This is a genomic window from Burkholderia sp. MSh2 (genome assembly GCF_000731655.1).
In the GTDB taxonomy this organism is placed as follows: Bacteria; Pseudomonadota; Gammaproteobacteria; order Burkholderiales; family Burkholderiaceae; genus Burkholderia; species Burkholderia paludis.
In genome coordinates, this window is sequence record NZ_JPGM01000004.1 from 167,422 (window position 1) to 186,847 (window position 19,426).

General features: G+C 65.9%; 14 protein-coding genes. 4 read left to right on the forward strand and 10 right to left on the reverse strand.

What is annotated here, in order from left to right; all coding sequences use genetic code 11:
- Positions 1–4: 4 nt before the first annotated feature.
- Together GQ57_RS38750 and GQ57_RS03260 are read left to right on the forward strand one after the other, a co-directional pair.
- The gene (locus GQ57_RS38750; RefSeq protein ID WP_081896565.1) at positions 5–673 is read left to right on the forward strand and encodes a M35 family metallo-endopeptidase; all 669 of its coding nucleotides are present in this window, start codon (positions 5–7) and stop codon (positions 671–673) included.
- Positions 666–1,076: a hypothetical protein gene (locus tag GQ57_RS03260; protein WP_034197068.1), complete on the forward strand. Its 411-nt coding sequence runs from the start codon at positions 666–668 to the stop codon at positions 1,074–1,076. The genes GQ57_RS38750 and GQ57_RS03260 overlap by 8 nt, the downstream gene beginning before the upstream one ends.
- Positions 1,077–1,284: 208 nt before the next feature.
- On the opposite strand, the gene GQ57_RS03265 is transcribed toward GQ57_RS03260, so the two are convergent.
- The 4 genes from GQ57_RS03265 to hemE all read right to left on the reverse strand — a co-directional run bounded on the left by GQ57_RS03265 (position 1,285) and on the right by hemE (position 10,692).
- The gene (locus GQ57_RS03265; protein WP_034197069.1) at positions 1,285–2,424 is read right to left on the reverse strand and encodes a branched-chain amino acid ABC transporter substrate-binding protein; all 1,140 of its coding nucleotides are present in this window, start codon (positions 2,422–2,424) and stop codon (positions 1,285–1,287) included.
- Positions 2,425–2,508: 84 nt separating this feature from the next.
- Positions 2,509–6,441, reverse strand: coding sequence for a trifunctional transcriptional regulator/proline dehydrogenase/L-glutamate gamma-semialdehyde dehydrogenase (gene putA / locus GQ57_RS03270; RefSeq protein ID WP_034197070.1), 3,933 nt, complete (start codon positions 6,439–6,441; stop codon positions 2,509–2,511).
- 446 nt (positions 6,442–6,887) lie between these two features.
- Complete coding sequence (locus GQ57_RS03275; protein WP_034197097.1) at positions 6,888–9,149, reverse strand: primosomal protein N'; 2,262 nt, start codon at positions 9,147–9,149, stop codon at positions 6,888–6,890.
- Between the two features lie 448 nt (positions 9,150–9,597).
- Positions 9,598–10,692: a uroporphyrinogen decarboxylase gene (gene hemE, locus GQ57_RS03280; protein ID WP_031397076.1), complete on the reverse strand. Its 1,095-nt coding sequence runs from the start codon at positions 10,690–10,692 to the stop codon at positions 9,598–9,600.
- 149 nt (positions 10,693–10,841) lie between these two features.
- Here hemE and GQ57_RS03285 point away from each other — a divergent pair, with 149 nt between their 5' ends.
- On the forward strand, positions 10,842–11,642 hold the full coding sequence (locus GQ57_RS03285; protein ID WP_034197071.1) for a transporter substrate-binding domain-containing protein: 801 nt from the start codon (positions 10,842–10,844) through the stop codon (positions 11,640–11,642).
- 237 nt (positions 11,643–11,879) lie between these two features.
- Complete coding sequence (locus GQ57_RS42975) at positions 11,880–12,068, forward strand: hypothetical protein (protein ID WP_160257499.1); 189 nt, start codon at positions 11,880–11,882, stop codon at positions 12,066–12,068.
- Positions 12,069–12,344: 276 nt separating this feature from the next.
- Here the strand turns inward: GQ57_RS42975 and GQ57_RS03290 are convergent, their stop codons facing one another.
- The 6 genes from GQ57_RS03290 to GQ57_RS03315 form a co-directional block, all read right to left on the reverse strand.
- Positions 12,345–14,072, reverse strand: a complete 1,728-nt coding sequence (locus GQ57_RS03290) for an AMP-binding protein (RefSeq protein WP_031397078.1) — start codon at positions 14,070–14,072, stop codon at positions 12,345–12,347.
- A gap of 242 nt (positions 14,073–14,314) precedes the next feature.
- On the reverse strand, positions 14,315–14,740 hold the full coding sequence (locus tag GQ57_RS03295; protein ID WP_006477288.1) for a F0F1 ATP synthase subunit epsilon: 426 nt from the start codon (positions 14,738–14,740) through the stop codon (positions 14,315–14,317).
- A gap of 150 nt (positions 14,741–14,890) precedes the next feature.
- A complete protein-coding gene (gene atpD, locus GQ57_RS03300) occupies positions 14,891–16,285 on the reverse strand; it encodes a F0F1 ATP synthase subunit beta (RefSeq protein WP_031397079.1) in 1,395 nt (464 codons plus the stop codon).
- Between the two features lie 66 nt (positions 16,286–16,351).
- Positions 16,352–17,227, reverse strand: coding sequence for a F0F1 ATP synthase subunit gamma (gene atpG, locus GQ57_RS03305; protein ID WP_031397080.1), 876 nt, complete (start codon positions 17,225–17,227; stop codon positions 16,352–16,354).
- 69 nt (positions 17,228–17,296) lie between these two features.
- Positions 17,297–18,838: a F0F1 ATP synthase subunit alpha gene (gene atpA / locus GQ57_RS03310; RefSeq protein ID WP_031397081.1), complete on the reverse strand. Its 1,542-nt coding sequence runs from the start codon at positions 18,836–18,838 to the stop codon at positions 17,297–17,299.
- Between the two features lie 48 nt (positions 18,839–18,886).
- Positions 18,887–19,426, reverse strand: coding sequence for a F0F1 ATP synthase subunit delta (locus GQ57_RS03315; protein ID WP_031397082.1), 540 nt, complete (start codon positions 19,424–19,426; stop codon positions 18,887–18,889).

Here is a 19,426-nt window from a genome sequence, read left to right on the forward strand (position 1 = left end):
AGCAATGAAAAATTTCGATGTGAATGACGGCGGAGAATGGTTCCTCGTACACTCAGGCGCAGTTACCAATACCCATCCCGGGTCGATGGTGGAAGTAACGATCAATACCGAGAAAATATGTCACAACATGACAAACAAGGAATTCCGGGAAATGGTATTGAGCAAACGCGATCGCGCCGTTTCTCTCGTCGACAGAAGAATCAAGGATCTGCAGCGCTGGTCCAGCACTGACAAGGCACGCGTATTACAGTGGTTCGGCAGAGCGGACGAAGGCACCCGCATAACGTTATTAACAGGCCTGACTGCAATCGTCCGAGTACTAAAGGCACTCACAGGATGCAATTTCACGCGATGGGACAGCGAACGACTCAAACATATTGGATGCGTTCCAAATCCGAACAGATCGGGAGTTACGGCATCAGTGTGTTCGCCGGATACCGTAACTCATACGATCGCAATACATTCCGATTTTTGTACAATGCGGGACTTCTCATGGGAAAAAGATTCCGTAGTTTCCACCCTGATTCATGAGGCGAGTCATTTTGACGACACAATGGGAACCCGGGATCACAGATATTTCATGGAGGAGTGTTTGACGTTTGGAGCCGAAAACCCGAATCAAGCAATCGACAATGCCGACAGCATTGCAGGATACGTCATCTACAATGCTTAAGTTCATTCTGGCCCTAAACCTTCTCGTCTCCAATCCGGTATTCGCATGTATCGCCAGCGAGAACCTCGACATCTACTTTTCAAGAGATAGCTCGCACATATCGAATGCCGAGATCGTCCGAATTGCAAAATGGACAGCCGACCAAAAGCTCGATTACGCAAATCACCTAACCAGGGAGACAACGCTGATCAGCGGCCATGCCGAGGAAAGCGAAGCGGGAGCACTGGCCCTTGCGCAATCAAGATTGCAAACCGCGTATGCACTGCTGGAGCAACTCGGCTTTTTACGCGGCACCATCAAGAAGAGCGCCCGCGTCTATTCGCATGGCGACGTGGACAATGGGCGACGTGTGGAAATTTCCTTCCTGCCCGATTGCCCTAACAAGTGCTGCGACGGCAAGTAACCTCATACTGCCGCCGATCACGGCGATGCGGTATCGACGTACACAAGCGGCGACCCTGCTGCACCACTGCCTGCGAGATCCCTATGTCCTGTCGGCCGTGTCCCACCAAAGAAAAAGCCACCGGACCCGACGGCCCGGTGGCTTTTTCGCATGAGGCGCGGGACGACGCGTTGCAACGCCGCCCGTGCACCACATCACATCTGGCTGCTTACTTGCCGCCGATGCTCTTCAGCGGCTTCCACTCGCCCTTCTCGACCTTGTACATCGTGATGCCGCCGTTCTTCAGGTCGCCCTTCGCGTCATACGCGACGTGCGTCGACGTCACGCCGGCCATGTCGGTCTTCGCGAGCAGCGGCAGGTACTTCGCCGGATCCGTCGAATCGGCCTTCTTCATCGCGTTGAACAGCGCCATCGCACCGTCGTACGCATACGGCGAGTACGTCTGCACATCTTCGCCGAAGCGCTTCTTGTACTTGTCGGCGTACGTCTTGCCACCCGGCATTTCTTCGAGCGGCAGGCCGGCCAGCGATGCGATCGTGCCGTCGGCCGCGTTGCCCGCGATCTTCAGGAACGTCGGCGTCTTCACCATTTCGCCGCTCATCAGCGGCGCGGTGATGCCGAGCGTCTTCATCTGCTTGACCATCGGTGCCGCCTGCGAATCCGCGCCGCCGTAGTAGACGAGATCCGGCTTCGCAGCCTTCAGCTTGGTCAGGATCGCCTTGAAGTCCACCGCCTTGTCGTTCGTGAATTCACGGTCGACGATCGTCGCGCCGCCGGCCTTCGCGGCCTTCTCGAACTGGTCGGCGAGACCCTGGCCGTAGGCCGTGCGGTCGTCGACGATCGCGATCTTCTTCATGCCGAGGTCCTTCGATGCGAACGCGCCGGCCACCGAGCCCTGCTGCGTGTCGGACGTCATCATGCGGAAGGTCGTCTTGTAGCCCTGCTGCGTGTATTCCGGTGCGGTCGCCATCGCGATCTGCGGAATGCCCGCGTTCGCGTAGATGCGCGAGGCGGGAATCGTCGTGCCCGAGTTGAAGTGGCCGAGCATGCCCTTGATGCCGTCGTCGACGAGCTTCTGCGCGACCGTCGTGCCGGTGCGCGGGTCAGCCTGGTCGTCCTGCGTGTCGAGTGCGAACTTCACCGGCTTGCCGCCGATCTTCGGGTTCGTCGCGTTGAAATCCTCGATCGCGAGCACGATCCCGTTCTGCATATCCTTGCCGTAGTGCGCCTGCGCGCCCGTCATCGGCCCTGCGTAACCGATCTTCACGTCGTCCGCATGGGCCGTCCCCGCCAGCGACATGACCGCGACGAACGTCGCGCCTGCCAGCTTTTTCATCGTGTGCTGCATAGCATCTCCTTGGTACCAGGGTAAATGGAGCGGCATCGGGATCGCCTTGCCGCTTCCTTTGTTTGATCCGAACGGCAAGGATGATCAGCCGATCGTCATCAAATTCGCATTGCCGCCCGCCGCGGCCGTGTTCACGCTCACCGAGCGCTCCGTCAGCAGCCGCTCGAGCGCGTAGTCTTCCGCGTCGCCGTTCTCGAACGCGCCCACCGACACGCCCTGCACCGACACGATCGGGCCCGGCCGCTGCGCGACGTCCTTCACGAGCGTCTGCAGTTCGTCGCTGTCGCCTTCGAACAGCACCGCATCGAACGGCGTGTCGGCCTGCTTGCGCACGACCGCATGCGCCTTCAGCGACGCCGGCAGCGCCGCGACGAGCGCCTCGCCGGCCGCGCCGGCGAACAGCGCACGGTTGCCGGTCGCCAGCACCGCCGCGAACTGTGCGCGCGCGCCGCCCGGCGTCGCCGCGACACACAGCACCGTGCCGCGCGGGCCGAGTGTATACGTGTTTCGCTCGCCCGTCGGGCCGCTCAGCACCGCGGTCGCACCGGCCGGCACCTGCGCCAGATAACCGTCGCAACGTGCGGCCAGCGCCGGCTCGCGCTGCTCGATCAGCCAGTCGCGCAGCGTCGTGAGCGCCGCCGCCGGATTGCTGCGCGCGTCGCCGTCAACCGCGCCGTCCGCCACCAGCGACTGCGCGAGCGAGCGCGGCAGGCCCGACGGACGCGTCGCGAGCAGCCGCTGCAGATACAGCGCGCCGCCGGCCTTCGGGCCCGTGCCCGACAGCCCTTCGCCGCCGAACGGCTGCACGCCGACCACCGCACCGATCACGTTGCGGTTCACGTAGATGTTGCCGACGTGCGCGTTCGAGATCACGTGCGCGATCGTCTCGTCGATCCGCGTGTGGATGCCGAGCGTCAGGCCGTAGCCGGTCGCACGGATCTGCTCCAGCAGCTTGTCGAGCTGGCTGCGGCGGTAGCGCACCACGTGCAGCACCGGGCCGAACACCTCGCGCTTCAGCTCGTCGATGCTGCCGATCTCGATCAGCGTCGGCGGCACGAACGTGCCGTGCGCGCATGCCTCGGGCGCCGGCAGCTGCGTGACCGCATGGCCCTTGTCCTTCATCGCCGCGACGTGCGTGTCGATCGTCTGCTTCGCTTCGCCGTCGATCACCGGGCCGACGTCCGTCGACAGCCGGTCGGGGTTGCCGAGCGCCAGCTCGTGCATGGCGCCCTTGAGCATCGTCAGCGTGCGGTCCGCGACATCGTCCTGCAGACACAGAACGCGCAGCGCCGAACACCGTTGACCGGCCGAGTCGAACGACGACTGCATCACGTCCGCGACGACCTGCTCCGCGAGTGCCGACGAATCGACGATCATCGCGTTCTGGCCGCCTGTTTCGGCGATCAGCGGGATCGGCTTGCCGTCCGGGTCGAGGCGCGCGGACAGCGTCTTGTTGATCAGGCGCGCGACTTCGGTCGAGCCCGTGAACATCACCGCGCGCGTGCGCGGATCGGCGACCAGCGCCGCGCCGACGGTCTCGCCATCGCCCGGCAGCAGTTGCACCGCACCGGCCGGCACGCCGGCCTCGCGCAGCAGGCGCACGGCCTGGGCCGCGATCAGCGGCGTCTGTTCGGCCGGCTTCGCGAGCACCGTGTTGCCGGCGGCCAGCGCCGCCGCCACCTGGCCCATGAAGATCGCGAGCGGGAAGTTCCACGGGCTGATGCAGACCACGGGCCCGAGCGGACGGTGCGTGTCGTTCGAGAATTCGTCGCGGATCTGCGCGGCGTAGTAGCGCAGGAAGTCGACCGCTTCGCGGATCTCGGCGATCGCGTTCGGCAGCGACTTGCCGGCTTCACGCACGATCAGGCCCATCAGCGTGTGCATCTGCGCTTCGAGCAGGTCCGCCGCGCGCACCAGGCAATCGGCGCGCGCATCGACCGGCGTCGCCTGCCAGATCGGCGCGGCGGCCACTGCGTGCGCGAGCGCCGCGCTCACGTGTTCGGCCGTCGCCTCGCTGACCGTGCCGACCGTGTCGCGCTGGTCGGCCGGGTTGCGCACGTCACGGGCCGGCGCCTCGGCGAGCGTGTCGTCGGCCAGCATCGGCGCCGCGCGCCACGGGAAATGCGCGCTCGCGAGCAGCGCGGACGACAGCGACGCGAGACGATGTTCGTTCGACAGGTCGAGGCCCATCGAGTTGGGGCGCTCGTCGCCGTACAGGTTGCGCGGCAGCGGGATCTTCGCGTGCGGCGCGCCGAGCGGCACGACCTTCGCCGCTTCGTCGACCGGATCGGCGACCAGTTCCTTCACCGACACCGTCTTGTCCGCGATGCGGTTCACGAACGACGTGTTCGCGCCGTTCTCGAGCAGACGGCGCACGAGGTACGCGAGCAGCGTCTCGTGCGTGCCGACCGGCGCGTACACGCGGCACGGACGGTTCAGCTTGTCGCGGCCCGTGACTTCCTCGTACAGCGGCTCGCCCATCCCGTGCAGGCACTGGAACTCGTACTGGCCCGGGTAGTAGTTCTGGCCCGCGAGCTGGTAGATCGCCGCGAGCGTGTACGCGTTGTGCGTCGCGAACTGCGGGTAGACGGCGTCGGGCGCCGCGAGCAGCTTCTTCGCGCACGCGAGGTACGACACGTCCGTGTAGATCTTGCGCGTGTAGACCGGATAGCCTTCGAGGCCGTCGACCTGCGCGCGCTTGATCTCGGTATCCCAGTACGCGCCCTTCACGAGGCGGATCATCAGGCGGTGACGGCTGCGGCGCGCGAGATCGATCAGGTAGTCGATCACGAACGGGCAGCGCTTCTGGTAGCCCTGCACGACGAAGCCGATGCCGTTCCAGCCCGCCAGATCCGGATCGAAGCACAGCGCCTCGAGCAGGTCGAGCGACAGTTCGAGGCGGTCGGCCTCTTCCGCGTCGATGTTCAGGCCGATGTCGTAGCGGCGCGCGAGCAGCGCGAGCGCGCGCACGCGCGGCAGCAGTTCGCTCATCGTGCGGTCCTGCTGCGAGCGCGAGTAGCGCGCGTGCAGCGCCGACAGCTTGATCGAGATGCCCGGGCCTTCGTAGATGCCGCGGCCGCCGGCCGCCTTGCCGATCGCGTGGATCGCCTGTTCGTACGATGCGTAGTAGCGCTGCGCGTCCTCTTCGGTCGTCGCCGCCTCGCCGAGCATGTCGTACGAGTAGCGGAAGCCGCGCGCCTCGTACTTGCGGCTGTTCGCGAGCGCTTCGGAAATCGTCTCGCCGGTGACGAACTGCTCGCCCATCAGGCGCATCGCCATGTCGACGCCCTTGCGGATCAGCGGCTCGCCGCCACGGCCGATCAGGCGCGTCAGCGCCGACGACAGGCCGGCCTCGCTGTTGGTCGTCACGAGCTTGCCGGTGATCATCAGCCCCCAGGTCGCCGCGTTCACGAACAGCGACGGCGCGTGGCCGACGTGCGAGCGCCAGTCGCCCTTGCTGATCTTGTCGCGGATCAGCGCGTCGCGCGTCGCGCGATCGGGAATGCGCAGCAGCGCTTCGGCGAGGCACATCAGCGCGACGCCTTCCTGGCTCGACAGCGAGAACTCGTGGATCAACCCCTCGACGCCACCGCCCGAGCTCTTCTCGCGCAGCGCCTCGACGAGCCGGGTCGCGAGCGCCTGCACGTCCGCCTGCAGGTTCGCGGGCAGGCGCGCCTGGCCGAGCAGGAACGGCACGCATTCCGGCTCGGGCCGGCGGTAGGCGGCCGTGATCGCCGCGCGCAGCACCGATTGCGGTTGCACGTTCTGCGCGAACTCGAGGAACGGATGCGGCGAGTTGTCGTCGTCGCCATCCGCGCCCTGGCCGTCGGCGAGCTCGGTGACGCCGCTGTGACCCGACAGTTCGGGCGGCAGCTGGCCGTGCTCGATCCGCTCGAGATACGCGAAGATCGCCTGCTTGATCAGCCAGTGGGGAGTGCGCTCGAGACGCGCGGCGGCGTCCTTGAGACGCGAGCGGAGAAGGTCGTCGACTTTGACGCCGAGAGTCGTGCTAGCCATGGTGGGTTCGTGCGCCGGTGCGAGCCCGGCAATATGGTGTAAGAGGATGCGCGAAATCCTACGGCACACAATAAAAAGGTGCAACCGAATTACGAGACCGGTTGCACCCTGTAGTTAGCCAATATAATCAATGGCTTACAAAGTCACAACCTAGGAGTTGCCCGTGGTCGGGGGATCGGTGTTTTCCCTGATCGGGCTGGTTTGGCATGGATAAGCAACCGCCTGCTCCGCGGGCCGGGGCGTGAAACGGGTTGCACTCGGGGTACACCGGCGGGTGCGGCGTGGAGACTGGAGGGGTGAAAAGAACGGCGCGACAGCGGGCGCATCGGGCGCATCGGGCGCATCGGGCGCATCGGGCGCGTCGGGCGCGTCGGGCGCGTCGGGCGCATCGGGCACGCAGGGGCCGCGTCGGTACGCCAAGCACCCGCTGCGCGGGCGCCAGCGACTCAGATATCCAGCGGATCGACCTCGACGCTCCAGCGCAGCACGCCCTTCAGCGCGCGCAGCTCCGGCTGCCACGCGCGCAGCGCATGCTGCAGCGCCGCCCGCGACGCGCTTTCGAGCAGCAGCTGCGCGCGGTGGACGTTCGCGACCTTGACGATCGTCATCGGCACCGCGTCGTACACGGTCACGCGATCGGCCCCCGGCAGCCCCGGCAACACGGCCGCGGCCTGCTGCAGGAATGCGAGCGCCGCGTCGAGCGTGCGCCCCTCGGCGCGCAGCAGCGCCTGGTAGACGAACGGCGGCAGGTGCGCGTCGCGACGCTCGCCGAGCGTCGAATTCGCGAAGCCGACGTAATCCTGCCGGCCGAGCGCGTGGTACAGCGCGTGACGCGGGTAGCGCGTCTGCACGAGCACCTCGCCCGGCAGCCCGGCCCGCCCCGCACGGCCGCTCACCTGCATCAACTGCGCGAACAGCCGTTCGCTCGCGCGGAAGTCGTGCGAGAACAGCGCGGTGTCGGCGTTGAGCACGCCGACGAGCGACACGCGCTGGAAGTCGTGCCCTTTCGCGATCATCTGCGTGCCGACCAGGATGTCGACCTCGCCCGCATGGACGTCGGAAAACAACGCCTGCGCACTGCCCTTGCGGCGCGTGCTGTCCGCGTCGATCCGCAGCACGCGCGCGCCCGGCACCGCTTCGGCGAGCGCCTCCTCGATGCGCTGCGTGCCGCGCCCGAGCGGCGCGATGTCGACGTTCCCGCACTCCGGGCACGACCGCGGGATGCGCGCTTCCCAGCCGCAGTGATGGCAGCGCAGCGCATGCTCGGGCTTGTGCAGCACGACGTACGCGCTGCAGCGCGGGCAACCCGCCACCCAGCCGCACGCGTCGCATGCGAGTTGCGGCGCGTAGCCGCGCCGGTTCAGGAACACGAGGCTCTGTTCGCCGCGCTCGAGCCGCGCCTTCAGCGCCGCGACGAGCGGCCCCGACAGGCCGCCCATCGACGCGCGCCCGCGCCGCCGCTCCTCTTCGAGATCGATCAGCCGCACGGTCGGCAGCGTCGCGTCCGCCACCGCGCGGCGCGACAACGTAAGCCGCGTGTAGCGGCCCTGCTCCGCCTGCCACCAGCTTTCGAGCGAAGGCGTCGCCGAGCCGAGCACGACCGTGATGCCGAGCTGCTTCGCGCGCCACACGGCGAGATCGCGCGCCGAATAGCGCAGCCCTTCCTGCTGCTTGTACGCGGGCTCGTGCTCCTCGTCGACGACGATCAGCGCCAGCGCCGGCATCGACGCGAGCACCGCGAGACGCGTGCCGAGCACGATCCGCGCGCGGCCCGTATGGGCGGCCAGCCAGTGGCGCGCCCGCTCGCCCTCGGCGAGCCCGCTGTGCAGCGTGACGATCGCGTCGTCGGCGAGCGCGCCCGCGAAGCGCGCGCGAAACGCGGCCTCGAACTGCGGCGTCAGGTTGATTTCGGGGACGAGCACGAGCGCCTGCGCATCGGGCCGCGCGTCGAGCAGCGCCGCGAGCGCGTGCAGATAGACCTCGGTCTTGCCGCTGCCCGTCACGCCGTGCAGCAGGAACGGCGCGAAACCCTGGGCCGCGCGGAGCGCGTCGAGTGCTTCGGCCTGCTGGTCGGTGAGCGCCGGCGGCACAGTTCGTCCACCGGTTGTCGACAGGTTATCCACAGCGTTGGGCACAGGGGTGTCGGCCCAGCCGATTTCCTCGACCGCGACCCAGCCGCGCGCCGCCCAGTCGTCGAGCGTGGCGGCCGCCTTCGGGTGCAGCGCACGCGCTTCGGGCAAGGCCAGCGAGCCGGCTTCGACGAGCGCCTGCGCGAGCCGCCGCAGCGCGGCGCCGCGCGCGGGCAACGCGTCGGGCAGCGCCGCGCGGCCGGCCTCCGTCGGACGATAGCGCACCTCCGGCGCCAGCAGCCGCCCCCAGCGTCCGGCGTCGCGCAGCGCCTGCGGCAGCGCCGGCAATGCGACCTCGCCGCGCCCGCGCTGATAGTAGTCGGCGGCGAACGATACGAGTGCGAGCCAGTCGGGCGACAGCGGCGGCAAGTCGGCGCAGATCGCATCGACCGCGCGCAGCCGGCCAGGCGGCACGTCGGTGTGAGTCGTCACTTCGCAGACGAGCCCGACCGCCTGCCGCTTGCCGAACGGCACCTGCACGAGCGTGCCGGGCACCGGCGCCGGCTGGACGTCGCATCGGTAGTCGAACAGGGTCGCGAGCGGATGGTCGAGCGCGACGCGCAGGTAGGTGCCGCTCATCACGGCGCTCCTGCCGCAGCCCGCACCGTACGGACGGCTTGCAGCCGCGCCCGCATCGCGGCAGCGCACTTAAAGTAAAACTTCAGATTCGGCGCTAAGTTTTGGATTCGCATTAGGAATCGCCGTATACCCTGCCCAGCCTGTGGATAACTTTGTTGAGAACTCGCCGTTCAACGGCCGCAACGCGCGCGGGGACGTGCTTTGCGGCGTTTTTCGCCGCTTGCGGCGGTGTCCCGCGGAGCCTTATTCCATAAGGCTGCTATTCAAATTACCTAACCATAGCGAGACAATTTGACCGATACGGGGCTCTACCGCGCTGCAACGTGGAAAATGTGTATAAGTCAAGTCTTGACAAGCATCGAATCGGCAACCGGTGGCGAGTTGCGCCCTGTTTAGTGCCGATCGCGAAACGCCGTCATTCCGCAACGCAGCATGACGGCGCTTGCGTTCAGCCGGCGGCTCCGCTACGGATCGCGCGGCTGTGGCTATGCACTTCGTCGACGAGTTCGGCGACGTGATCGGGCGACGTGAACTGCGAAATGCCGTGCCCGAGGTTGAACACGTGGCCCGGATGGTTGCCGTAGCTGTCGAGCACCGCGCGCGCCTGCTCGCGCACCGCGGCCGGCGGCGCAAACAGGATCGTCGGGTCGAGGTTGCCCTGCAGCGCGACACGCCCCGCGACGCGCTCGCGCGCGGCGCCGAGGTTGACCGTCCAGTCGAGCCCGACCGCATCGACGCCGGTCGCCGCGATCTCCTCGAGCCACAGCCCGCCGCCCTTCGTGAACGTGATCACCGGCACGCGCTCGCCGTCATGCTCGCGCTTGAGCTGGCCGACCACGCGGCGGATGTAGTCGAGCGAGAAGCGCTGGTACGCGCCGTCGGCCAGCGCACCGCCCCACGTATCGAAGATCATCACGGCCTGCGCGCCCGCTTCGATCTGCGCGTTCAGGTAGGCGGCCACCGCCTGCGCGTTCACGTCGAGGATCCGGTGCATCAGGTCGGGGCGCGAATACGCCATCGACTTCACGGTGCGGAAGTCGTCCGATCCGCCGCCTTCGACCATGTAGCACGCGAGCGTCCACGGGCTGCCGGAGAAGCCGATCAGCGGCACGCGCTGGCGGCCCTGGCCGTCGGTGAGCGCGCGGCGGATCTCGCGCACGGCGCCCGTCACGTAACCGAGCGTCGCTTCGATATCCGGCACCGCGAGCTTCGCGACGTCGGCCTCGGTGCGCACCGGATGCGCGAACTTCGGCCCTTCGCCGACCTGGAAGTCGAGGCCGAGCCCCATCGCGTCGGGAATCGTCAGGATGTCCGAGAACAGGATCGCGGCGTCGAGCGGAAAGCGTTCGAGCGGCTGCAGCGTCACTTCGGTCGCGTAGTCGGGCTGCTTCGCCAGGCCGAGGAAACTGCCGGCGCGCGCGCGCGTCGCGTTGTATTCGGGCAGGTAGCGGCCGGCCTGGCGCATCAGCCAGATCGGCGTGTAGTCGGTCGGCTCGCGCAGAAGCGCACGCAGGAAGGTGTCGTTGAGCAGGTTATGGGCCACGGTAGGAGCGACGATGCGAAGGCAAAGCGGCATTTTACCGGACAGCCGCCGACCAGCTGCGCTTGCCCGCGCGATGGCGGCCATATGACGCGCGCGATGGCTCCGTTATGATCGGACGCTCATATCGAACGACACGAAGGAGGAGACCGATGAAGACATTCGCCACGCTCGCCGCGGCCGCGCTGCTGTGCTGCACCGCCGCACATGCGCAAACCGGCGCGGGCCCGGCGGCGGCCGCGCCTGGCGCCGGCTCGCGGCTCGACGAGGTGCTGGCGCGCGGCACGCTGCGCGTGTGCACGACGGGCGACTACAAGCCGTATTCGTACTACCGCGCGGACGGCCGCTTCGAAGGCATCGACATCGACATGGCCGAATCGCTCGCGAAGTCGCTCGGCGTGAAGACCGACTTCGTGAAGACGAGCTGGCCGAACCTGACCGGCGATTTCGTCGCGAAATGCGACATCGCGGTGGGCGGCGTCTCGACGACGCTCGAGCGCCAGAAGCGCGTGTTCTTCACGCAACCGTACGTGGTCGACGGCAAGACGCCGATCGTGCGCTGCGCGGACGCCGGCAAATACCAGACCGTCGAGCAGATCGACCGGCCGGAGACGCGCGTCATCGTGAATCCGGGCGGCACCAACGAGCGCTTCGCGAAGCAGTTCTTCACGCACGCGAATCTGACCGTCTATCCGGACAACGTGACGATCTTCAAGCAGATCCTCGCGGGCAAGGCCGACGTGATGGTCACGGACGCCTCCGAGACGCTGCTGCAGCAAAAGCTGAATCCGGGCCTGTGCTCGGTCCATCCGGACAAGCCGTTCCAGTTCGGCGAGAAGGCGTACATGGTGCCGCGCGGCGACGTCGCGTTCCAGCAGTACGTCGACCAGTGGCTGCATCTCGCGCTGTCGACCGGCGAATACCAGGCAATCTCGGACACATGGCTGAAGTAGGCCGCTCCCTGCCGCGGCGGCCGATAACGGGCATCGACCCCGTGGCCGCTGCCGCCTGACATCCCCGCGCGACGGCAACCCGCACGCCGTCGCGACGCATCGCCGCCGCCCTGCGCCCGCGCAACCTCCGACGAATTGGCCGATCGGCCAGCTTCCGCGCATTCCAATCACGTTTCAAAATCTTTCTGACGAATGAATCGTCATACGCGGCCTCAATCCCGCCGCGCACTTTCTCACGTGAAAATCGGCAATTCATCGATCTCGATGCGCATGAAAAACGCATCGTGCGCACGCGATGAAAACGCTGCGGAAAATATGGGTAAAAATGACCTTTTTCAGGACCCCGAAAACAGCAAAAAATCCCGGAAAGCCTTATCTGGCGGGCGTTACAACCTGAAACACTTTGTTACCGCGACAGGGCATTAATTCGCCCACAATGGCCTCAACGGTTTCAACACGGATGCGGTCTCGTGTGCCAAGTGTGAGCGGACGCGAAGCGCTGCGAGCCAGTCGGTCACGTACCGAAGCCCTTCCGGGGGGCATCCCTGTTGGAGTCGTTTCCGGCCCCCCGCCGGATCCGGTTTCATCTTTGGTCTCCTCGCGCTAACCCCGTAGCGTGTGGTTTTTAGCGGGCTAATAAGCCCGCTTTTTTTCGTCCATCGAAAGCGCAACGGCCCGCAGGCCGCCGCGTCGTTCCTGCCTTCACGCGGTCTTCTGCACGTCGAGCTTCAGTTCCTCGATCATCCGGTCGCGCATCACGAACTTCTGCACCTTGCCCGTCACCGTCATCGGCAGTTCGTCGACGAAACGGATGTAGCGCGGAATCTTGTAGTGTGCGATCTGCCCGTTGCAGAACGCGCGCACGTCGTCCTCGGTCATCTGCTCGTCCGCGCGCAGCACGATCCACGCGCACAGCTCCTCGCCGTACTTCGCGTCGGGCACGCCGAATACCTGCGCGCTCTGGATCTTCGGATGCCGAAACAGGAATTCCTCGATCTCGCGCGGATAGACGTTCTCCCCGCCGCGAATCACCATGTCCTTCAGCCGGCCGACGATGTTGCAGTAACCGTCCGCATCGAGCGTCGCGAGATCGCCCGTATGCATCCAGCCGTCCACCAGCACCTCGCGCGTCTTCGCGTCGTCGTCCCAGTAGCCGAGCATCACCGAATAGCCCTTCGTGCACAGCTCGCCCGTCGCGCCGACCGGCGCGATGTCGCCGCCCGGATCGACGATCTTCACTTCCAGATGCGGCTGGATGCGGCCAACCGTCGTCGTGCGCTTCTCGAGCGGATCGTCGGTCGAGCTCTGGAACGACACGGGGCTCGTCTCCGTCATCCCGTAGGCGATCGTGATCTCCGACAGGTGCATCTGCGACACGACGCGCTTCATCGTCTCGATCGGGCACGGCGAGCCGGCCATGATCCCGGTGCGCAGCGTCGACAGGTCGAATGTCGCGAACGCCGGATGATCGAGTTCCGCGATGAACATTGTCGGCACGCCATGCAGCGCGGTGCAGCGTTCGTCGGCCACGGCGGCGAGCGTCGCGACCGGGTCGAACGCTTCGCCGGGAAACACCATCGCAGCGCCCTTCGACACGCACGCGAGCACCGCGAGCACCATCCCGAAGCAGTGGTACAGCGGCACCGGAATGCACAGCGTGTCCTGCTCGGTGAAACGCATCGCCGTCGCGATCGAGCGCCCGTTGTTGACGACGTTGCGGTGCGTGAGCGTCGCGCCCTTCGGGCTGCCCGTCGTGCCGCTCGTGAACTGGATGTTGATCGGGTCGTTGGCCGCGAGCGTCGCGCCGATCGCGTCGAGCAGCGCGGTATCGACAGCCTGGCGGCCGCGCGCCATCACGTCGGCGAAACGGAACATGCCGGCCGGCGCGACGTCGCCCATCGTCACGACCGTGCGCAGGCTCGGCACCCGGGCCGCATGCAGGTCGCCCGGCGTCGCGGTCGCGAGTTCCGGCGCGATGGTCTGCAGCATCTCGACGTACGCCGAGGTCTTGAAGCGTTCGGCCGCGATCACGGCCTTGCAGCCGACCTTGTTCAGCGCGTATTCGAGTTCCGACAGCCGATAGGCCGGATTGATGTTGACGAGCACCGCACCGATCCGCGCGGTCGCGAACTGCGTGAGCAGCCACTCGCTGCGGTTCGGCGACCAGATGCCGACGCGGTCGCCCTTCACGATGCCGAGCGCGGCGAGGCCCGCGGCCAGCACGTCGACCTCGTGCGCGAACTCGCGCCAGGTCCAGCGCACCTGCTGCTCGCGGAACACGACGGCCGGACGATCGGGGAAGCGGCCGGCCGTGTCGAGCAGGAAGCGGCCGATCGTCGCTTCGGATAGCGGCGCGTCGGTCGTGCCGCGCACATACGACAGTCCGTTTTCGGGCGCGATCAGCGCGCCGGCGCCAAGGTCTGCTGCCATGAGTGTCTCCGTCCTTTTGGTCTGATCGGTGCGCGCGCGATCGCGGCGCCCGCCTGCGCCGCCGCGATCGCGACGGCGGGCGTCAGCGTCGATGATGACGCGCTCCGCTGACGACACTCTGACATCAAATCGCGGCGGACGGATGAAATAGCACGACCGGCCGAAACCCCTCGGCGCGCACCGGACGGACGAAAAAAAAGCAGCCCGGAGGCTGCTTTCTTTCGCGGGATGCGCGGCGCGGCTCAGTGCCGGCTGCGAATCTTCGCCAGACGCTGGATCGCCTCGAGCTGCGCCATCGCGGTCGCGAGCTCGGATTGCGCTTTTGCGAGGTCGAGGTCCGACTTCGCGTTCTGCAGCGTTTCCTCGGCGCGCTTGCGCGCTTCCTCGGCTTTCGCCGCGTCGAGGTCCTTGCCGCGGATCGCGGTATCGGCGAGCACCGTCACGGCGCCCGGCTGCACTTCGAGAATGCCGCCCGCGACGAACACGAATTCGTCGTTGCCGCCCTCGACTTCGATGCGCACCGCACCCGGACGAATCCGCGTGATCAGCGGCGTGTGGCCCGGCAGAATGCCCAGCTCACCCGTTTCGCCCGGCAGCGCGACGAATTTCGCCTCGCCCGAGAAGATCTGCTCTTCCGCGCTGACGACGTCTACTTTGATGGTTGCCATATCGAACTCCTGTCGGCGGGAGTGAGCGCTTCGGCACTCACCCCCGCCCCATGCCGCGGTGGGCAGGAACCTGCGCGTCGGCGCTTGCCCTTGCCCTGCGGCGGTCGACGGGAGCAAGCGCTTCGGCGCCTACTCCGATCCCATGGACCCTTACTGGATCTTCTTGGCCTTTTCGAAGGCTTCGTCGATCGTGCCGACCATGTAGAACGCCTGTTCCGGCAGGTGGTCGCACTCGCCGTCGACGATCATCTTGAAGCCACGGATCGTTTCCTTCAGCGGCACGTACTTGCCCGGCGAGCCCGTGAACACTTCAGCGACGTGGAACGGCTGCGACAGGAAACGCTGGATCTTCCGCGCACGCGCGACCGACAGCTTGTCTTCCGGCGACAGTTCGTCCATGCCCAGAATCGCGATGATGTCGCGCAGTTCCTTGTAGCGCTGCAGCGTCTGCTGAACGCGACGGGTGATCGAGTAGTGCTCTTCACCGATCACGTTCGGGTCGATCTGGCGCGAGGTCGAGTCGAGCGGGTCGACTGCCGGGTAGATACCCAGCGAGGCGATGTCACGCGACAGCACGACGGTTGCGTCCAGGTGGCCGAAGGTGGTCGCCGGCGACGGGTCGGTCAAGTCGTCCGCAGGGACGTACACGGCCTGAACCGACGTAATCGAGCCCTTCTTGGTCGACGTGATGCGCTCTTGCAGCTTGCCCATTTCTTCAGCCAGCGTCGGCTGATAGCCCACTGCCGACGGCATACGGCCGAGCAGTGCCGACACTTCGGTACCGGCCAGCGTGAAACGGTAGATGTTGTCGACGAAGAACAGCACGTCGAGGCCTTCGTCACGGAAGTGCTCGGCCATCGTCAGGCCGGTCAGCGCGACGCGCAGACGGTTGCCCGGCGGCTCGTTCATCTGGCCGTACACCAGCGCGACCTTGTCGAGAACGTTCGAGTCCTTCATTTCGTGGTAGAAGTCGTTCCCTTCACGGGTACGCTCGCCCACGCCCGCGAACACGGAGTAACCGCCGTGCTCCTTCGCGATGTTGTTGATGAGCTCCATCATGTTGACGGTCTTGCCCACGCCAGCACCGCCGAACAGGCCAACCTTGCCGCCCTTTGCGAACGGGCAGATCAGGTCGATGACCTTGATACCCGTTTCGAGCAGTTCGGTCGACGGCGACAGTTCGTCGAACGCCGGCGCCTTCTGGTGGATCGAACGCGTCGTTTCGCTTTCGATCGGGCCCGCTTCGTCGATCGGACGGCCGAGCACGTCCATGATCCGGCCGAGGGTCGGCTTGCCGACCGGCACCGAGATCGGCTTCGCCGTGTTCTTCACGGTCAGGCCGCGGCGCAGGCCGTCGGATGCACCCAGACAAATGGTACGGACCACGCCGTCGCCCAGCTGCTGCTGGACTTCGAGCGTCAGTTCCGAGCCATCGAGAATGAGCGCGTCGTAGATCTTCGGCATGCTGTCGCGCGGGAATTCCACGTCGATAACGGCGCCGATGCACTGTACGATCTTGCCTTCTACCAAAGCAGCAGTACTCATCGCTTTTCCTTTAAATACCTGATTCTTTACTCGCGCAAAGGCGCAGTTGTCGTCCCGGGCGCGCGCTTAAACAGCGGCTGCGCCGCCGACGATCTCCGACAGTTCTTTCGTGATCGCAGCCTGACGGCTCTTGTTGTACACGAGCTGCAGTTCGCTGATCACCGTCTTCGCGTTGTCGGACGCGGCCTTCATCGCGACCATGCGCGCCGATTGCTCGGACGCCATGTTTTCCGCGACGGCCTGGTACACCAGCGCCTCGACGTAACGCACGAGCAGTTCGTCGACGACTGCCTGCGCGTCCGGCTCGTAGATGTAGTCCCACGACGTGGCCGGCGTACCGTCATCGGCTTCGAAGTGCTCCGACGACAGCGGCAGCAACTGCTCGATCACGGCTTCCTGCTTCATCGTGTTGACGAAGCGCGTGTAAGCGACATAAACCGCCGACAGCTTGCCTTCCGAGTACAGGTCGAGCTGCGTCTTCACGGCGCCGATCAGCTTGTCCAGATGCGGGGTGTCGCCGAGGTGCACGACCTGCGACATCACCTTCGCGCCGAAGCGGTTCAGGAAACCGAGGCCCTTGCTGCCGATCGCCGTAGCTTCGACCTTCTGGCCCTTCTCTTCCAGTTCCTTGAACTTCTGCACCGTCGCACGCAGCACGTTGGTGTTCAAACCGCCGCACAGACCCTTGTCGGTCGTGACGAGGATGATGCCGGCCGTCTTCGCGCCTTCGTTCGCCACCATGAACGGGTGGCGGTACTCCGGGTTCGCGCGGCTCATGTGCGCGGCGATGGCACGGACCTTGTCCGCATACGGACGAGCGGCGCGCATGCGTTCCTGCGCGCGGCGCATCTTCGATGCGGCCACCATCTCCATCGCCTTCGTGATCTTGCGCGTGTTCTGCACGCTCTTGATCTTGCCGCGAATTTCCTTCATTCCAGCCATAGCTTGCTCCTTGACCGAAGCGGCGCGGGCGCCTCAGCACCCGCGCGGCCTCAGTGTGTCACTCGCGGATCAATAGGCACCGGACTTCTTGAAGGATTCGATCGCCGAGCGCAGTGCGCCTTCGTCGTCCTTCGAGAGATCCTTGGTGTCTTCGATGCGCTTGATGAGGTCAGCGTGGCTGGTCTTCAGGTATTCGCGCAGGCCCTTCTCGAACGACAGCACTTGCTTGACGTCGAGGTCGTCGAGGTAACCGTTGTTCGCGGCGTACAGCGACACGGCCAGTTCCCACACCTGCAGCGGCTGGTACTGCGGCTGCTTCAGCAGTTCCGTCACGCGGCGGCCGCGCTCGAGCTGCTTGCGGGTCGCTTCGTCGAGGTCCGATGCGAACTGCGCGAACGCTGCCAGTTCACGGTACTGCGCGAGGTCGGTACGGATACCGCCCGACAGCTTCTTCACGACCTTCGTCTGGGCGGCGCCGCCGACGCGCGACACCGACACGCCGGCGTTGATTGCCGGGCGGATGCCTGCGTTGAACAGGTCGGTTTCCAGGAAGATCTGGCCGTCGGTAATCGAGATCACGTTCGTCGGAACGAACGCGGTCACGTCGCCTGCCTGCGTTTCGATGACCGGCAGTGCCGTCAGCGAACCGCTCTTGCCCTTCACTTCGCCGTTCGTGAACTTCTCGACGTACTCTTCCGACACGCGAGCCGCACGCTCCAGCAGACGCGAGTGCAGATAGAACACGTCGCCCGGGTACGCTTCACGGCCCGGCGGGCGGCGCAGCAGCAGCGAGATCTGACGGTATGCCCAAGCCTGCTTGGTCAAGTCGTCATAGATGATCAGCGCGTCCTGGCCGCGATCGCGGAAGTATTCGCCCATCGTGCAGCCGGCGTACGGTGCGAGGTACTGCATCGCTGCCGAATCCGAAGCCGAAGCGGCGACGACGATCGTGTATTCCATCGCGCCCGTTTCTTCGAGCTTGCGAACCACGTTCATGATCGACGAAGCCTTCTGGCCGATCGCGACGTAGATACAGATCAGGTCCTTGCCCTTCTGGTTGATGATCGCGTCGAGCGCCACCGCGGTCTTGCCGCACTGACGGTCGCCGATGATCAGCTCACGCTGGCCACGGCCGATCGGCACCATTGCGTCGATCGACTTGATGCCCGTCTGCACCGGCTGCGACACCGACTTACGCCAGATCACGCCCGGGGCGATCTTTTCGATCGCGTCGGTCAGCTTCGCGTTGACCGGGCCCTTGCCGTCGATCGGGTTGCCGAGCGCATCGACCACGCGGCCGACGAGTTCCGGACCAACCGGGACTTCGAGAATGCGGCCCGTCGTCTTGACGATGTCGCCTTCCGAAATGTGTTCGTATTCGCCGAGAATCACCGCGCCGACCGAGTCGCGCTCGAGGTTCAGCGCGAGGCCGAACGTGTTGCCCGGAAACTCGAGCATTTCGCCCTGCATCACGTCCGACAGGCCGTGGATACGCACGATACCGTCGGTCACGGAGATCACGGTGCCCTGGTTGCGAACGTCTGCGCTCGCTTCAAGGCCCTGGATCCGGCTCTTGATCAGCTCGCTGATCTCAGAGGGATTGAGTTGCATTATTCGCTCCTGATAGTCAATTCTGTTGCGTGCCGGCCGCCTGGGCGCTCAAGCGCTCAAGGCTGTCTGCATGCTGGCGAGCTGCGCGCGGACCGAGGTATCAAGCACTTCGTCGCCGACCGTCACGCGCACGCCGCCGATCAGCGACGAATCGACATCGACCGTCGGTTTCAGCTTGCGCTTGAACTTGCGTTCGAGGCCCGAGACGAGACTGTCGAGATCCGCGCCGTTCAGCGGGAACGCGCTCACGATCTCGGCGTCGGCTGCGCCTTCACGTTCGTTCTTGAGCGCCTCGAACTGCTCGGCAATTTCCGGCAGCAGCGCGATGCGATGATTGTCGACCAGCATCTGCACGAAGTTCTGTGCTTCGGCACCGGCCCCGAGCGGCGACTTCACCGCAGCAAGCAGCAGCTCGGCCACTTGCGTGCGCGTCACCTTCGGGCTCGACGCGACCGACAGCACTTCCGGCAGACGCGCAACCTGGGCCAGCTCTTGCACGAGCGTGGACCAGGCGGCGATGTCACCGCCCTCGGCCACGCGGAACAGCGCTTCTGCGTAAGGGCGGGCGATGGTTGCAAGTTCGGCCAT

Bases quoted from the DNA above. Each gene is read 5' to 3' on its own strand.
- GQ57_RS38750 (WP_081896565.1), top strand. From the start codon at position 5: ATGAAAAATTTCGATGTGAATGACGGCGGAGAATGGTTCCTCGTACAC.
- GQ57_RS03260 (WP_034197068.1), top strand. From the start codon at position 666: ATGCTTAAGTTCATTCTGGCCCTAAACCTTCTCGTCTCCAATCCGGTA.
- GQ57_RS03265 (WP_034197069.1), bottom strand. From the start codon at position 2,424: ATGCAGCACACGATGAAAAAGCTGGCAGGCGCGACGTTCGTCGCGGTC.
- putA (WP_034197070.1), bottom strand. From the start codon at position 6,441: ATGGCTAGCACGACTCTCGGCGTCAAAGTCGACGACCTTCTCCGCTCG.
- GQ57_RS03275 (WP_034197097.1), bottom strand. From the start codon at position 9,149: ATGAGCGGCACCTACCTGCGCGTCGCGCTCGACCATCCGCTCGCGACC.
- GQ57_RS03285 (WP_034197071.1), top strand. From the start codon at position 10,842: ATGAAGACATTCGCCACGCTCGCCGCGGCCGCGCTGCTGTGCTGCACC.
- GQ57_RS03290 (WP_031397078.1), bottom strand. From the start codon at position 14,072: ATGGCAGCAGACCTTGGCGCCGGCGCGCTGATCGCGCCCGAAAACGGA.
- GQ57_RS03295 (WP_006477288.1), bottom strand. From the start codon at position 14,740: ATGGCAACCATCAAAGTAGACGTCGTCAGCGCGGAAGAGCAGATCTTC.
- atpD (WP_031397079.1), bottom strand. From the start codon at position 16,285: ATGAGTACTGCTGCTTTGGTAGAAGGCAAGATCGTACAGTGCATCGGC.
- atpG (WP_031397080.1), bottom strand. From the start codon at position 17,227: ATGGCTGGAATGAAGGAAATTCGCGGCAAGATCAAGAGCGTGCAGAAC.
- atpA (WP_031397081.1), bottom strand. From the start codon at position 18,838: ATGCAACTCAATCCCTCTGAGATCAGCGAGCTGATCAAGAGCCGGATC.
- GQ57_RS03315 (WP_031397082.1), bottom strand. From the start codon at position 19,426: ATGGCCGAACTTGCAACCATCGCCCGCCCTTACGCAGAAGCGCTGTTC.